This window comes from Streptomyces sp. NPDC007808, from assembly GCF_042868655.1.
GTDB lineage: Bacteria > Actinomycetota > Actinomycetes > Streptomycetales > Streptomycetaceae > Streptomyces.
This window is the reverse complement of the sequence record NZ_JBIAEQ010000008.1, coordinates 169,246-183,479: the sequence shown is the minus strand read 5'-3', so window position 1 is coordinate 183,479 and position 14,234 is coordinate 169,246. Positions and strand designations below refer to the sequence as shown.

General features: G+C 70.2%; 14 protein-coding genes. 2 read left to right on the top strand and 12 right to left on the bottom strand.

Annotation, left to right across the window (positions count from 1 at the left end; genetic code table 11):
• Positions 1–76 precede the first annotated feature (76 nt).
• The 3 genes from ACFYNL_RS29180 to ACFYNL_RS29170 form a co-directional block, all read right to left on the bottom strand.
• Positions 77–805 (bottom strand): NAD-dependent deacetylase, encoded by a 729-nt coding sequence (locus ACFYNL_RS29180; RefSeq protein ID WP_388808217.1) that lies wholly within the window; start codon positions 803–805, stop codon positions 77–79.
• Between the two features lie 235 nt (positions 806–1,040).
• Positions 1,041–1,562: an NUDIX domain-containing protein gene (locus ACFYNL_RS29175; RefSeq protein WP_388808215.1), complete on the bottom strand. Its 522-nt coding sequence runs from the start codon at positions 1,560–1,562 to the stop codon at positions 1,041–1,043.
• 194 nt (positions 1,563–1,756) lie between these two features.
• Positions 1,757–2,830, bottom strand: coding sequence for an ADP-ribosylglycohydrolase family protein (locus tag ACFYNL_RS29170; protein WP_388808214.1), 1,074 nt, complete (start codon positions 2,828–2,830; stop codon positions 1,757–1,759).
• Positions 2,831–3,020: 190 nt separating this feature from the next.
• On the opposite strand from ACFYNL_RS29170, the gene ACFYNL_RS29165 reads away from it, so the two are divergent.
• A complete protein-coding gene (locus ACFYNL_RS29165; protein ID WP_388809080.1) occupies positions 3,021–4,139 on the top strand; it encodes a glycerate kinase in 1,119 nt (372 codons plus the stop codon).
• Between the two features lie 86 nt (positions 4,140–4,225).
• Here the strand turns inward: ACFYNL_RS29165 and pssA are convergent, their stop codons facing one another.
• The 7 genes from pssA to ccrA all read right to left on the bottom strand — a co-directional run bounded on the left by pssA (position 4,226) and on the right by ccrA (position 11,988).
• Positions 4,226–5,077, bottom strand: coding sequence for a CDP-diacylglycerol--serine O-phosphatidyltransferase (gene pssA / locus ACFYNL_RS29160; protein WP_388808213.1), 852 nt, complete (start codon positions 5,075–5,077; stop codon positions 4,226–4,228).
• Complete coding sequence (locus tag ACFYNL_RS29155) at positions 5,064–5,723, bottom strand: phosphatidylserine decarboxylase (RefSeq protein ID WP_388809078.1); 660 nt, start codon at positions 5,721–5,723, stop codon at positions 5,064–5,066. The genes pssA and ACFYNL_RS29155 overlap by 14 nt, the downstream gene beginning before the upstream one ends.
• 170 nt (positions 5,724–5,893) lie before the next feature.
• The gene (locus ACFYNL_RS29150; protein ID WP_388808212.1) at positions 5,894–7,099 is read right to left on the bottom strand and encodes an acyl-CoA dehydrogenase family protein; all 1,206 of its coding nucleotides are present in this window, start codon (positions 7,097–7,099) and stop codon (positions 5,894–5,896) included.
• Positions 7,100–7,101: 2 nt separating this feature from the next.
• The gene (locus tag ACFYNL_RS29145; protein ID WP_019757884.1) at positions 7,102–7,614 is read right to left on the bottom strand and encodes a MaoC family dehydratase; all 513 of its coding nucleotides are present in this window, start codon (positions 7,612–7,614) and stop codon (positions 7,102–7,104) included.
• A gap of 5 nt (positions 7,615–7,619) precedes the next feature.
• Positions 7,620–8,582 carry an HpcH/HpaI aldolase/citrate lyase family protein gene (locus tag ACFYNL_RS29140; protein WP_388808211.1) on the bottom strand — a complete coding sequence of 321 codons (963 nt, stop codon included), beginning with the start codon at positions 8,580–8,582 and terminating at the stop codon, positions 7,620–7,622.
• Positions 8,579–10,627, bottom strand: a complete 2,049-nt coding sequence (locus ACFYNL_RS29135) for a protein meaA (RefSeq protein ID WP_388808209.1) — start codon at positions 10,625–10,627, stop codon at positions 8,579–8,581. The genes ACFYNL_RS29140 and ACFYNL_RS29135 overlap by 4 nt, the downstream gene beginning before the upstream one ends.
• Positions 10,628–10,644: 17 nt before the next feature.
• Positions 10,645–11,988, bottom strand: coding sequence for a crotonyl-CoA carboxylase/reductase (gene ccrA, locus ACFYNL_RS29130; RefSeq protein WP_388808208.1), 1,344 nt, complete (start codon positions 11,986–11,988; stop codon positions 10,645–10,647).
• Positions 11,989–12,440: 452 nt separating this feature from the next.
• On the opposite strand from ccrA, the gene ACFYNL_RS29125 reads away from it, so the two are divergent.
• Positions 12,441–12,824: a VOC family protein gene (locus ACFYNL_RS29125; RefSeq protein WP_388808207.1), complete on the top strand. Its 384-nt coding sequence runs from the start codon at positions 12,441–12,443 to the stop codon at positions 12,822–12,824.
• A 164-nt stretch (positions 12,825–12,988) separates the two neighbouring features.
• On the opposite strand, the gene ACFYNL_RS29120 is transcribed toward ACFYNL_RS29125, so the two are convergent.
• Both ACFYNL_RS29120 and ACFYNL_RS29115 read right to left on the bottom strand, forming a co-directional pair.
• Positions 12,989–13,207: a hypothetical protein gene (locus ACFYNL_RS29120; protein ID WP_388808205.1), complete on the bottom strand. Its 219-nt coding sequence runs from the start codon at positions 13,205–13,207 to the stop codon at positions 12,989–12,991.
• Positions 13,208–13,315: 108 nt separating this feature from the next.
• Entirely contained in the window at positions 13,316–14,128 is an 813-nt protein-coding gene (locus tag ACFYNL_RS29115) for a TetR family transcriptional regulator (RefSeq protein ID WP_388808204.1), read from the bottom strand.
• Between the last annotated feature and the right edge of the window lie 106 nt (positions 14,129–14,234).

The window sequence follows — 14,234 nt, the reverse complement described above, 5'->3', positions numbered from 1 at the left end:
GGCGCGTGGCCGGCGGGCCGGCGGCGGCACGGTCCCGGGCAGCGGGTGTGTACGCGCGCTCCCCGCAGGGGCCTTCCTACGCCCCGAACCCGCTCAGCAGCTTGGGCAGCGCCGTGCCGATCGGTTCCCGGATCACCTCGTCAGCACGGTCGTCGTACGGCGTCGGCTCGGCGTTGACGATGATCAGCCGAGCACCGTGGTCGGCGGCGACGCCCGCGAGCCCGGCGGCGGGCTGCACCTGAAGGCTGGTGCCGACGGCGACGAACACCTGGCACGCCTTGGTGATCGCGACAGCCTGACCGAGCACCACAGGATCGAGAGGCTCGCCGAACATCACCGTCGCCGACTTCAGGATGCCGCCGCACTCCAGGCACGGCGGATCCGCCTCTCCGGCGTCGACCCGAGCGAGGGCGTCCTGCATCGACCCGCGCGCGTGGCACCGCGTGCAGACCACGCCGCGCGCGCTGCCGTGCAGTTCGAGCACCTTGCGGGCGGGCATCCCGGCGAGTTGGTGCAGCCCGTCCACGTTCTGCGTGATCACCCGCACCGGCACTCCGGACCGCTCCAGCTCGGCCACCGCCCGGTGCGCCGCGTTCGGCTCGGCCCTGAGCGTGCGGTTCTGGCGCCGCATCTGCCAGGAGCGGCGCCGGATCTCCGGATCGCCCATGTAGTACTCGTACGTCACGAGCTTCTCGGCCTCGGGGTCCCGCCGCCACAGCCCGTTCGGCCCGCGGTAGTCGGGGATGCCGGAGTCGGTCGAGACACCGGCGCCACTGAGGAGGGCGACGAGGGGCGGCTTGGTCATGTCACCGAGAGTAGGGCGGGCTCGGTGGCCGGGCGAACGGATATCCGAGCGGTGCGCCGTCGGTCCCATGGGCCTGTCGCCTGTCGCCTGTCGCCTGTCGCGTTTCGCCTGCCTCGTGCCCGCGTCGCGGGCCGGATCGACCGGGGCCGGCCCGCCGACCGTGGGCTCGCGGCGACGACGCCCGCCGCGACGGGGGGCGGCCGGGTTCCCGGCCCGTTTCAGCCGTTCCGCCCCGCTATGAAGACACCGGGCGGACGGCTCCGGTGTCCGCCGGGTGGCCGTTCTCCAGCTCCACCGTGCCCCCGCCGCTGGCGAGGACGTCCAGCGCGGCCAGGACGCGGCGGCCCAGGGCACCCGGCAGATGCGCGGTGATCTCCTCGCGCGCGACCAGCCGCCAGGACAGCAGCTCCTCCTCCTGCAACCGGATCGCCTTGAAGTCGTCCTCGCCGAGGACCCCGCCGTCGTACAGGTACGCCACCAGCGGCGGACGCCCCGGCCCGCCCACCCAGTCCACCGCGAGCAGCCGGCCCAGATCCCGGTCCAGGCCGATCTCCTCGGCCGTCTCACGCCGCGCGCCCTGGCGGGGCGTCTCACCGTCGTCCGACTCGATCGTGCCCCCCGGAAGCGCCCAGCCCTCACGGTAGTTGGGCTCCACGAGCAGTACCCGGCCCTCGGCGTCCCGGAACAGGGCGGCGGCACCGGCGAGGACCCGCGGGAGACCGGCGATGTACGTGGCGAAGTCTGGCGTGGTGGTCATGGGGGAAGCGTAACCAGCCCACGCGATCACACTCCGGCCTCCCGCCCCGCCCACGGAAGCACAAGCCCCGCGCGGGAAGGCGCCCCCCGGCGCACCGCCGCCCGCCTCCGCACCCCGGCGCCCGCTCGCCGCCTCCGCACCCCGGCGCCCGCCCGCCCCAGCCGCGGTGCTTCGGACGCCACCGGCCGCACCGTCTACTCCGCGGCCTCGGCCAGCCGCACCGTCCGCTCCGCCAGCTCGCTGATCCGCATCCCGTCGAACCCGAAAACCGCGCTGCGCACCGTGTCCTCCAGCGGCACGGTCCACTGCTGCGGGATCGCCGCGGCCCCGGACAGCACACCGGCCACCGAACCGGCCGTCGCCCCGTTGGAGTCGGTGTCCAGGCCGCCGCGCACGGTGAGCGTGATCGTCCGTGTGAAGTCGCCGTCGCCGTACAGGAGCCCGGCGGTGAGCACGGCGGCGTTCGGGACGGTGTGGATCCAGCCGAGCCCGGCGGTCTCCTGGGTCAGGGTGGCGAGCGTGTCCTCCCAGGTCATCCGGGTGTCATGGAGCGAGACGACACGGCGTACGGTCCGGGCGAGACGGCTGCTCGCCGGAATGACCGCGAGCGCCTGGTCGACCGCCTGCCGGACGGTGGTCGCCGTGAACGCCGCCGCGATCAGGGCCGCCGCCCACATCGCGCCGTACACGCCGTTGCCGGTGTGCGACAGCACCGCGTCCCGGCGGGCGAGCGACGCGGCGCGGCGCGGGACGCCTGGGGAGGTCCAGCCGTAGATGTCGGCGCGGATGAGGGCGCCGATCCACTCCTGGTACGGGTTGTCGTACGTCGCGGTGAGCGGCGGTTTCAGACCGTTGGCGAGGTTGCGGTACGCGGCCCGCTCCGCCGTGAAGGTCTGCAGGAACGGCAGCCGCAGCAGCCACAGGTCCCCGACCTGCTCGGTGCTGAAGGCGAAGCCGTGGGTCTCCAGCAGGTCCAGGCCGAGGATCGCGTAGTCGACGTCGTCGTCGCGGCAGCTGCCGTGGATCCGGCCGCGGACGCACTGACGCCACTCGGGGCGCAGCTCGAAGCCGTCGCTCTCGCTGATCGGCTCGGGCAGGTAGTCGGTGAGGGGCAGGGCGGCGGCCTGCCGCAGATAGCGGTCGATCCGGTCCCGCGTCCACAGGTCGCCCTGCTCGACCGGTTTGCCGAGCATGTTGCCCGCGATCCGGCCCAGCCAGCCCCCGAGGACGCGGTCGGCGAGCTCTGGCTCAGTGCCCACAGGGGTCATAGGACCGGTTTACCCAATTCCGGGGGCGAGCGCGCGGGGGCCGACCGTACGGGTTCGGGGCCGAGGGGCGTTCTCAGGCCCTGGGCAGGGCATGACGCCGTGGGCGTCGTGAGGTTAAGGTCGCAGCGGCGCGACTGGCCTTGACATGCGCGAGGCCCGGAGAGCAAGGGGAAATCAGGTGACACAGCGCGTGCTCATCGCCGCGGACAAGTTCAAGGGCTCGCTCACGGCCGTGCAGGTCGCCGAGCGGGTGACGGCCGGTCTGCGCCGGGTCGTGCCGGGCCTCGACATCGAGGCCATGCCCGTGGCCGACGGCGGCGACGGGACCGTGGACGCGGCGGTCGCGGCCGGGTTCGAGCGGCGGGAGGTGCGGGTCGCCGGGCCCCTCGGAGACGAGGTGACGGCGGCGTTCGCGCTGCGCGGCGAGACCGCGGTCGTGGAGATGGCGGAGGCGAGCGGCCTGCAGCGGCTGCCCGCCGGCGTCTTCGCGCCGCTCACTGCGTCCACGTACGGCTCCGGCGAGCTGCTGCGCGCCGCCCTCGACGCGGGCGCCCGCACCATCGTCTTCGGTGTCGGCGGCAGCGCCACCACGGACGGCGGCGCCGGCATGCTGACCGCGCTGGGCGCCCGCTTCCTGGACGCGGACGGGCAGCCGGTGACGCCGGGCGGCGGCGGCCTCGGCGCCCTCGCCACCGCGGACCTCTCGGGCCTGGACCCGAGGCTGACCTCGGTCGACCTGGTCCTCGCCAGCGATGTCGACAACCCGCTGACCGGCCCGAAGGGCGCGCCGGCCGTGTACGGCCCGCAGAAGGGCGCCTCGCCGGACGACGTGCGGACCCTGGACGCCGCCCTCGCGCACTACGCGAAGGTCCTGGAGGAGACCGTGGGCGCCCGGGCCGCCGAGCACGCCGCGTCGCCGGGGGCCGGAGCGGCGGGCGGAATCGGCTACGGGGCCCTGCTGATCGGCGCGCGCTTCAGGCCCGGGATCGACGTCATGCTGGACGTCCTGGGCTTCGCACCGGCGCTGGAGCGCGCCTCCCTGGTGATCACCGGCGAGGGCTCCCTGGACGAGCAGACCCTCCACGGCAAGGCCCCGGCAGGCGTGGCGTCCGCGGCCCGCGCGGCCGGCAAGGAGGTGGTCGCCGTCTGCGGGCGCCTCCTGCTGCCACCGGAGGCCCTGGGCCGGGCCGGCATCCGGCGGGCGTACCCGCTGACGGAGGCAGAGCCGGACGTGGCCAAGTGCATCGCGGACGCGGGACCGATTCTGGAGCGGGTGGCGGAGCGGATCGCCGCCGACTTCCTGCGCTGAGCCGACGCACGTACGCCGAAGGGCCCCGAGCCGGGTGGCTCGGGGCCCTTCGGGTGGTCGTACCGTCAGCCCCTGGGCGTGTCCGCTTACGGAATCTGTGCCGCCCGGGCCTCACGCCGGTTGTCCCGGAAGGTGTTCACCCGGCGCGCTGTGGCGAACAGCGGAATCGTCGCCGCCATCACGATCTGCAGGGCGCAGCCCATCTGCAGCAGCACCTGGCCACCCGGCGCGTCGAACGCCCAGGCCGCCAGCAGGCCCATGGCCGACACGATCCAGCCGAGCACCGCCACCGCCAGGACGCCCCGCGGCTTCGGGTACTCGACCCGGCTGACCATCAGCCACGCGGTACCGACGACCGCCAGCAGCGTCGCCTCGAACGGCAGCTCCAGCAGCACGATCGAGACGACGGTGAGCGCACCGAACGGCGATGGCATGCCCTGGAACGTGCCGTCCTTCACGGTGACGCACGAGAAGCGGGCAAGCCGCAGCACCACCGCCAACAGCACGACGATCGCGCCCACCGCCGCGACCCGCTCGTGCGCGTCGCTCGCGACCATGCCGTACACCAGAACGAAGTACGCCGGCGCCAGGCCGAAGCTGATCAGGTCGGAGAGGTTGTCCAGCTCCGCGCCCATAGGCGAGGACCGCAGCTTGCGGGCGACGAGGCCGTCGAAGAGGTCGAAGACGGCCGCGCACAGCATCAGTATCACGGCCGTGGCCGCGCTGTTGCGGGCCATGCCCGAGTCGTCCCCGGACAGGTGCGGGATCAGGATGCCGGTGGTGGTGAAGTACACCGCCATGAAGCCGCACGTGGCGTTGCCGAGGGTGAGGGTGTCCGCTATTGAGAGGCGGAGAGAGAGCGGCATCTCCTCCTCTTCGTCCACCTCGTCGGCCTCGGGCACCCAGCCCGCCTGAGTCTCAGGATCAATCACGGTCAATGCGAGTCACCCCAGCCACGGTCTTCTGCCCGACCTCGACCGCGACCTCCACGCCCTCGGGCAAGTAGATGTCGACACGCGAGCCGAATCGGATCAGACCGATGCGGTCGCCCTGCTCGACCTTCGTGCCCTGCGGGATGTAAGGGACGATGCGACGGGCCACCGCGCCGGCGATCTGGACCATCTCGATGTCGCCGAGCTCGGTGTCGAAGTGCCAGACGACACGCTCGTTGTTCTCGCTCTCCTTGTTGAACGCCGGAACGAACCCGCCGGGGATGTGCTCGACCGACGTCACCGTGCCGGAGAGCGGGGCACGGTTGACATGGACGTTCAGCGGGCTCATGAAGATCGCGACGCGGGTGCGGCCGTCCTTCCACGGCATGATGCTCTGCACCACACCGTCGGCGGGCGAGATGACCCGGCCCTGGGCGATCTCGCGCTCGGGGTCGCGGAAGAACCACAGCATGCCCGCCGCGAGAGCGGTGGCGGGCACGGCGACGGCCTTCGCGGCGCCGGAGCGGCGCGCGCGCAGCAGGCTGACGGCTGCGGTGGCGACGGTCGGGAGAAGCCACGGCGATGCTCCGCGCGCGAGGCGTACGCCGCCGACCTGGCTGTCGCGTGGTGCAGAGGTTTGGCTGTGGGGCATGGATGACCTTCGTAGCGGATGATGCCGCGCGGTATCAGGGGACGGCGGCTTTCCCGGGATCGTACCGGTCGCGGGCCACAACTGGGCAAGCCAGGAAGCCGAGTCGGCGGCTGAAGAGTGTTGACGGGGTGTGATCTTCTTCTCCAAGAAAACACCCCGTATCCGGACAATCAGCCCTGGAATCGATACTCTTCGAGCAACCTACGACCGATGATCATTTTTTGGATCTCGGCAGTACCTTCACCGATCAGCAGCATCGGCGCCTCCCGGTAGAGGCGCTCGATCTCGTACTCCTTGGAGAAGCCGTAGCCGCCGTGGATCCGGAAGGCGTCCTCCACGACCTCCTTGCAGTACTCGGAGGCGAGGTACTTCGCCATACCGGCCTCAAGGTCGTTACGTTCCCCGGAGTCCTTTTTGCGTGCCGCGTTCACCATCATGGCATGGGCGGCCTCGACCTTGGTAGCCATCTCGGCCAGCTTGAACTGGATCGCCTGGTGCTGGGCGATCGCCTTGCCGAAGGTGTGGCGCTGCTGGGCGTACTGGACACCGAGTTCGAACGCACGCTGAGCGACGCCGCAGCCACGCGCCGCCACGTTGACGCGCCCGACCTCGACGCCGTCCATCATCTGGTAGAAGCCTCGGCCGGTGACGCCGCCGAGCACCCGATTGGCCGGAATTCGCAGGCCGTCCATGATGAGCTCGGTCGTGTCGACCCCCTTGTAGCCCATCTTCTCGATCTTGCCGGGGATGGTGAGGCCGGGGCGGACCTCCCCGAAGCCGGGCTCCTTCTCGACGAGGAAGGTCGTCATCGACTTGTGGGGTGCGGTGCCCTCGGGGTGTCCTTCGTCACTTCGGACGAGTACGGCAACCAGGGTTGACGTTCCGCCGTTCGTCAGCCACATCTTCTGGCCGTTCAGGACGTACTCGTCGCCGTCCTTGACCGCCTTGGACGTGATGGCCGACACATCGGAACCCAGGCCCGGCTCCGACATCGAGAAGGCGCCCCGGATGTCGCCGGCCGCCATCTTCGGCAGGAAGTGGTCCTTCTGCTCCTGCGTGCCGTGCTGCTTGAGCATGTACGCCACGATGAAGTGCGTGTTGATGATGCCGGAGACCGACATCCAGCCGCGGGCGATCTCCTCGACGCACAGGGCGTACGTCAGGAGGGACTCGCCCAGGCCGCCGTACTCCTCGGGGATCATCAGGCCGAAGAGGCCCAGCTCCTTGAGGCCGTCGACGATCTGCTGCGGGTACTCGTCGCGGTGCTCCAGCTCGGTCGCGACCGGGATGATCTCCTTGTCCACGAAGTCGCGGACGGTGGAGAGGATCTCCTGCTGGACGTCGGTCAGACCGGCGGTCTGGGCGAGACGGGCCATCTCTACTTCTCCTGCTGCTTCAGTTCGGGGCGGCCCGGCTGCTCGCCGCCGCGCTCCTTGATGTACGTCTCGGTGGGCACCATGACCTTGCGGCGGAACACGCAGACCAGCGTCCCGTCCTGCTTGTAGCCCTTGGTCTCGACGTAGACGATGCCGCGGTCGTTCTTCGACTTCGACGGCCACTTGTCGAGCACGGTCGTCTCGCCGTAGATCGTGTCGCCGTGGAAGGTCGGCGCCACGTGCTTGAGCGACTCGATCTCCAGGTTGGCGATCGCCTTGCCGGAGATGTCCGGGACGGACATGCCGAGCAGCAGCGAGTAGATGTAGTTCCCGACGACGACGTTCTTGCCGAAATCAGTCGTCTTCTCCGCATAGTTCGTGTCCATGTGGAGCGGGTGGTGGTTCATGGTGAGGAGACAGAACAGGTGGTCGTCGTACTCCGTGACCGTCTTTCCAGGCCAGTGCTTGTACGTCGCCCCGACCTCGAACTCCTCGTAGGTGCGTCCGAACTGCATCGCGCTCAGCCCTCCGGGATCTCGAACTTGCTGGTGCGCTGCATGCCGGCCGCGCGTCCCTTGCCGGAGATGACCAGCGCCATCTTGCGGCTGGCCTCGTCGATCATCTCGTCGCCGAGCATCGCCGAGCCCTTCTTGCCGCCCGCCTCGGACGTGTAGTAGTCGTACGCGTCCAGGATCAGCTCGGCGTGGTCGAAGTCCTCCTGCGACGGCGAGAAGATCTCGTTGGACGCCTCGACCTGGCCCGGGTGCAGCACCCACTTGCCGTCGAAGCCGAGGGCCGCGGCGCGCTGGGCGACCTCGCGGTAGCCGTCGATGTTGCGGATCTGCAGGTAGGGGCCGTCGATCGCCTGGAGGTTGTTGGCGCGGGCGGCCATCAGGATCTTCATCAGGATGTAGTGGTAGGCGTCCGCCGGGTAGCCGGGCGGCTGCTCGCCCACGACCAGCGACTTCATGTTGATGGACGCCATGAAGTCGGCCGGGCCGAAGATGATCGTCTCGACGCGCTGGGAGGCCGTCGCGATCTCGTTGACGTTGTTCAGGCCCTGGGCGTTCTCGATCTGCGCCTCGATGCCGATCTTGCCGACCTCGAAGCCCATCGTCTTCTCGATCTGGGTCAGCAGGAGGTCGAGGGCGACGATCTGCTGAGCCGTCTGCACCTTCGGCAGCATGATGCAGTCGAGGTTCTGGCCGGCGCCCTCGACCACCGTGACGACATCGCGGTACGTCCACTCGGTCGTCCAGTCGTTGACGCGCACGACCCGCGTCTTGCCCGTCCAGTCACCCTCGTTGAGGAACTTGACGATGGTGTGCCGCGCCTCGGGCTTGGCGAGCGGGGCGCACGCGTCCTCCAGGTCGAGGAAGACCTGGTCCGCCGGGAGACCCTGTGCCTTCTCCAGGAAGCGGGGGTTCGAGCCCGGTACCGCCAGGCAGGAACGCCGGGGGCGAAGGCGGTTGACCGTGGTCATGCGGGGACCTCCAGGGGGTCGAGCTTGTTCGCTTTGCGGATCTCGTCGACGATGCGGCCGATGATCCCGGTGATGTCGAAGTCCTTCGGGGTGAAGACGGCGGCCACTCCGGCGGCCCTGAGCTGCTCGGCGTCACCATTCGGGATGATGCCACCGGCGATCACCGGTATATCTGTGGCACCGGCCACACGGAGCCGCTCCAGCACGTCCGGCACCAGCTGCGCGTGCGAGCCGGACAGGATCGACAGCCCGACCGCGTGCACGTCCTCGGCGAGGGCCGCGTCCACGATCTGCTCGGGCGTCAGCCGGATGCCCTGGTAGACGACCTCGAAGCCGGCGTCACGCGCCCGCACGGCGATCTGCTCGGCGCCGTTGGAGTGCCCGTCCAGGCCGGGCTTGCCGACCAGGAAGCGGAGCTTGCCGACGCCCATCTCCCGCGCGGTCAGGTCGACCTTGCGGCGGACCTGCGACAGGGCCGAGCCCTCCTCGGCGGGTATCGCCACCGGCGCCGAGGACACGCCCGTCGGCGCCCGGAACTCCCCGAACACCTCGCGCAGCGCCCCGGCCCACTCGCCGGTCGTGACCCCGGCGCGGGCGCACTCCAGGGTGGCCTCCATGAGGTTGGCGGTGCCCTTGGCGGCCTCCTTCAGCCGCTCCAGCGCCTTGCAGGGGCGCGGGTGGTTGAAGGGCGGCTGATAGCGGGTGTCGCGCCAGTTCTGCAGGGAGGCGATGACACGGGCCTCGACGGCCGGGTCGACCGTCTGGATGGCCGTGTCGAGATCCGCCGTCAGCGGGTTCGGCTCGGTCGTCTCGAAGATGTTGACGCCGACGATCTTCTCCTGGCCGGACTCGATACGGCCCCGGCGCTCGGCGTGGGAGGCGACGAGCTGCGACTTGAGGTAGCCGGACTCGACGGCCGCCATCGCGCCGCCCATCTCCTGGATCCGCTCGATCTCGGCCAGCGACTCCTCGACCAGCCTCGCGACCTTCGCCTCGATGACGTGCGAGCCCTCGAAGATGTCCTCGTACTCCAGCAGGTCGCTCTCGTGCGCCAGGACCTGCTGGATGCGCAGCGACCACTGCTGGTCCCAGGGCCGGGGCAGGCCAAGCGCCTCGTTCCAGGCGGGCAGCTGCACGGCACGCGCGCGGGCGTCCTTGGAGAGGGTCACGGCCAGCATCTCCAGGACGATCCGCTGGACGTTGTTCTCGGGCTGCGCCTCGGTCAGACCGAGGGAGTTGACCTGGACGCCGTACCGGAAGCGGCGCTGCTTGGGGTTCTCGATGCCGTACCGCTCGCGCGTGATCCGGTCCCAGATCCGCCCGAACGCCCGCATCTTGCACATCTCCTCGATGAAGCGGACGCCCGCGTTCACGAAGAAGGAGATACGGGCCACGACGTCCCCGAACTTCTCCTCGGGGACCTGCCCCGAGTCGCGCACGGCATCGAGAACCGCGATCGCGGTGGACATCGCGTACGCGATCTCCTGGACCGGCGTGGCGCCCGCCTCCTGCAGGTGGTAGCTGCAGATGTTGATCGGGTTCCACTTCGGGATGTGGCAGACCGTGTACGCGATCATGTCCGTCGTCAGCCGGAGTGAGGGCCCCGGCGGGAAGACATGGGTCCCCCGCGACAGGTACTCCTTGACGATGTCGTTCTGGGTCGTGCCCTGGAGCTTGGTGATGTCCGCGCCCTGCTCCTCGGCGACGACCTGGTAGAGCGCCAGCAGCCACATGGCGGTGGCGTTGATCGTCATCGAGGTGTTCATCTGCTCCAGGGGGATGTCCTGGAACAGCCGGCGCATGTCACCGAGGTGCGCGACGGGCACACCGACCCGGCCCACCTCGCCGCGGGCGAGGATGTGGTCGGAGTCGTAGCCGGTCTGCGTCGGCAGGTCGAACGCGACCGACAGGCCGGTCTGCCCCTTGGCGAGGTTGCGCCGGTACAGCTCGTTGGACGCCTCGGCCGTGGAGTGACCGGCGTAGGTCCGCATGAGCCACGGCCGGTCCTTCTCCCGCTTGCCTTCGGCGGGCTGACGCTCAGTCATCTATGACCTCGGGTGTCTCAGATGTTGCGGAAGCGGTTGATGGCGTCGATGTGCTTGGCGCGCATCTCCTCGTCGCGCACGCCCAGGCCCTCTTCGGGGGCGAGGCAGAGCACGCCGACCTTGCCCTGGTGGAGGTTGCGGTGCACGTCGAATGCGGCCTGGCCGGTGTCCTCCAGGGAGTACACCTTCGACAGGGTCGGGTGGATCTTGCCCTTCGCGATGAGCCGGTTGGCCTCCCAGGCCTCGCGGTAGTTGGCGAAGTGCGAGCCGATGATCCGCTTCAGGGACATCCACAGGTAGCGGTTGTCGTACTCGTGCATGTAGCCCGAGGTCGAGGCGCAGGTGGTGATGGTGCCGCCCTTGCGCGTGACGAAGACGGAGGCGCCGAAGGTCTCGCGGCCGGGGTGCTCGAAGACGATGTCGATGTCCTCGCCGCCGGTGAGCTCGCGGATGCGCTTGCCGAAGCGCTTCCACTCCTTCGGGTCCTGGGTGTTCTCGTCCTTCCAGAACTTGTAGCCCTCGGCGTTGCGGTCGATGATCGCCTCGGCGCCCATCGAGCGGCAGATGTCCGCCTTCTGCGGGCTGCTCACGACGCAGATCGGGTTGGCGCCGCCGGCCAGCGCGAACTGGGTGGCGTAGGAGCCGAGTCCGCCGCTCGCGCCCCAGATCAGGACGTTGTCGCCCTGCTTCATGCCGGCGCCGTTGCGGGAGACCAGCTGGCGGTAGGCGGTGGAGTTGACCAGGCCCGGGGCGGCGGCCTCCTCCCAGCTGAGGTGGTCCGGCTTGGGCATCAGCTGGTTGGACTTGACCAGGGCGATCTCGGCGAGGCCGCCGAAGTTGGTCTCGAAGCCCCAGATGCGCTGCTCGGGGTCGAGCATCGTGTCGTTGTGGCCGTCCGAGGACTCCAGCTCGACGGACAGGCAGTGCGCGACGACCTCGTCACCGGGCTTCCAGGAGTTCACGCCGGGGCCGGTGCGCAGGACGACGCCCGCGAGGTCGGAGCCGATGATGTGGTACGGCAGGTCGTGGCGCTTGGCCAGCTCGCTGGTGCGGCCGTAGCGCTCCAGGAACCCGAACGTGGACAGCGGCTCGAAGATCGAGGTCCACACCGAGTTGTAGTTGACCGAGGAGGCCATCACGGCCACCAGGGCCTCACCCGGGCCGAGCTCGGGCAGCGGCACGTCGTCCAGGTGGATCGACTTGCGGGGGTCCTTGTCGCGAGTGGTGAGGCCCGCGAACATCTCCGTCTCGTCCTTGTGCACGGTGATCGCGCGGTACGACTCGGGGAGCGGCAGGGCGGCGAAGTCCTCCGACGTGGAGTCGGGCGACTGGATCGCGGCCAGGATGTCCTTCACGGTCACGGTGTTGCCTCCGGCGATGCGCACCCTGAGGGAGGGGTGCTGAGGGTTACGTCGGTGCTGCTGAGGGTTTTTGGTGAGGTGCCGTCGGTTCGGCCGGTGGTGCTGTTCGGCAGCGCTTTGTGGCGCGGGAGGTTGCCTGTGACGCAGGCGCCGGGCGCGCAGGTCCCGGGAGGGACTTGCGGGGACAGCCGGCGTACGAAAGGTCTCTGCACGCCGGCCGCCCGGACTCCTTCAACGTATGGCACGGCGTGTCACCTGGCAAGGCACTGGGTGCCAGAACTTCCCCTCAGATGAAATCTTTACGTAACAAATGAGCGATGATCGATCAAAGCTACTCGTGAGTAGGTGCTTATCGGGCGCAAAGGGATAGCGGCACGCGGTGCCAGGCGCACGGCCCGGCTCCCTGTGAGAACGCTGGTCTCGAAAGCGCCGTCGAGGGCAGGATCGTCCGCATGACTTCGGTGGTGCAGAACGTGGCGATCGACTGTTCCGACGCCTATGAGCTGGCGCGGTTCTGGAGCGAGGCGACCGGTGGCGCGGTGCATCCGCAGGACGGGCCGGGCGATCCGGAGGTCCGGGTGGTGCTCGCGGAGGGACCGCTGCTGTACTTCAACCAGGTGCCGGAACCGAAGACGGTCAAGAACCGGATCCACCTGTGCCTGCGCCCGACCACCTCGCGGGAGGCGGAGATCGAGCGGCTCCTGCGGCTGGGAGCCACCCTGGTCGCCGACCGCCGGGAACCCGGTGGCGCGGGCTGGGCGGTGCTGGCGGATCCCGAAGGCAATGAGTTCTGCGTCCTGCGCAGCGAGTCGGACCGCGCGGCGACGCCCTCCTGAAGCCCGCGGGCCCGACCGCAGGCCGACGGCCCGGTGCGCCCCCGAGGACCACCATGGCCTCGACCGGGCTCACCGGCCGTTCGTCGGACCATCACGTCCCGCGAGACCGAGTCCCGCGCGAGCATGTCCCGCCAGACGCGATCATCCAGGACGGTGAGCCGCGCTCAGGCCCCCAGGCCGAGCAGAGCCACCTGCAGCGGCAGCGCCGGCTCCTCGGGCAGGGCCGGGGGCTCCTCGCCCCGGCCGGTGTGCGTGGGCGGGACGGCGCGCAGGCCCTGGATGCCGTCGGCGGCCCACTGGGCGTCCGTCGGGGGCAGGGACAGGGTCATCCGCCGTCCGTCGGCCAGTGTGGTCTCCAGCCTGGCCGGGTCGTTCGTCTGCATGGCAACCCACTTCCGTCGCTCGCCTGAAGATCAGCCTCGCCATGGAAGACGGACGGGCCCGCCGAATGGTTCCCCTGCCGGGAGCCCCGCGAGAAGCCGCCGTGCGCCCTACGCCCGCTCCTTCAGGGCGTGTTCGATGGTCCGCATCACCTCGTCGAGCGGAGCGTCGGTGCGGGCCACCGCCACCAGGACCTCTCCCTGGGCGGCCACGGAGGCCGGCGCCGTACGCGGTGCCGTCTCCCGGCCCGCCCCGATCCCCGTGCCGAACGTCCTGCGCACGATCGCGAAGGCGTGGTCCAGCTGCGCCTCCACGTCACCCTGGCCGCCGGCGCGCAGCCAGCGCCGCAGGACGTGGTTGTGCGCGGTGACCACCGCGGACGCGGCGACCTCCGCCAGCAGCGGGTCGTCGTTGGCGTCGTCGTCGTGCGCGTGCTCGTCGAAGTGGCCGAGGAGGTAGCGGGTGAAGAGACGCTCGTAGCGGGCCACCGAGGCGATCTCCGCCTCGCGCAGGGTGGGCACCTCGCGCGTGAGCTTGTAGCGGGCGACCGAGATCTCCGGCCGGGCCGCGTACATGCGCATGACTTCCTTGATCCCGCGGCACACCGTGTCGAGCGGATGCTCGTGCGCGGGCGCGGCGTTGAGCACGGCCTCCGCGCGGATCAGCGTGTCGTCGTGGTCCGGGAAGATCGCCTCTTCCTTGGAGCGGAAGTGGCGGAAGAACGTGCGGCGGGCGACCCCGGCCGCGGCCGCGATCTCGTCGACGGTGGTCGCCTCGTACCCCTTGGTCGCGAACAGCTCCATCGCGGCGGCCGCCAGTTCTCGGCGCATCTTGAGTCGCTGGGCGGCCGCGCGACTGCCTGCGGCACTCTCCGGCGCGTCGGGCGTGGCTGGTGTACGTGAGGACTTGGCGGGCTGGGGCATGACCCGAACGTACTGCATGTGCGCAGCTTGCTGCGCATGTACGGGGGTGCCCCCGCCCTCGGCGGGCGGGGGAGGGCCGGGTTCGCGGGGCGGGGCCGAGCTACGC

What these genes read in the sequence shown, in the direction of transcription:
- ACFYNL_RS29180 (WP_388808217.1), bottom strand. Translation starts at nt 805, where the DNA reads ATGACCAAGCCGCCCCTCGTCGCCCTCCTCAGTGGCGCCGGTGTCTCG.
- ACFYNL_RS29175 (WP_388808215.1), bottom strand. Translation starts at nt 1,562, where the DNA reads ATGACCACCACGCCAGACTTCGCCACGTACATCGCCGGTCTCCCGCGG.
- ACFYNL_RS29170 (WP_388808214.1), bottom strand. Translation starts at nt 2,830, where the DNA reads ATGACCCCTGTGGGCACTGAGCCAGAGCTCGCCGACCGCGTCCTCGGG.
- ACFYNL_RS29155 (WP_388809078.1), bottom strand. Translation starts at nt 5,723, where the DNA reads ATGCCCCACAGCCAAACCTCTGCACCACGCGACAGCCAGGTCGGCGGC.
- ACFYNL_RS29150 (WP_388808212.1), bottom strand. Translation starts at nt 7,099, where the DNA reads ATGGCCCGTCTCGCCCAGACCGCCGGTCTGACCGACGTCCAGCAGGAG.
- ACFYNL_RS29145 (WP_019757884.1), bottom strand. Translation starts at nt 7,614, where the DNA reads ATGCAGTTCGGACGCACCTACGAGGAGTTCGAGGTCGGGGCGACGTAC.
- ACFYNL_RS29140 (WP_388808211.1), bottom strand. Translation starts at nt 8,582, where the DNA reads ATGACCACGGTCAACCGCCTTCGCCCCCGGCGTTCCTGCCTGGCGGTA.
- ACFYNL_RS29135 (WP_388808209.1), bottom strand. Translation starts at nt 10,627, where the DNA reads ATGACTGAGCGTCAGCCCGCCGAAGGCAAGCGGGAGAAGGACCGGCCG.
- ACFYNL_RS29125 (WP_388808207.1), top strand. Translation starts at nt 12,441, where the DNA reads ATGACTTCGGTGGTGCAGAACGTGGCGATCGACTGTTCCGACGCCTAT.
- ACFYNL_RS29120 (WP_388808205.1), bottom strand. Translation starts at nt 13,207, where the DNA reads ATGCAGACGAACGACCCGGCCAGGCTGGAGACCACACTGGCCGACGGA.
- ACFYNL_RS29115 (WP_388808204.1), bottom strand. Translation starts at nt 14,128, where the DNA reads ATGCCCCAGCCCGCCAAGTCCTCACGTACACCAGCCACGCCCGACGCG.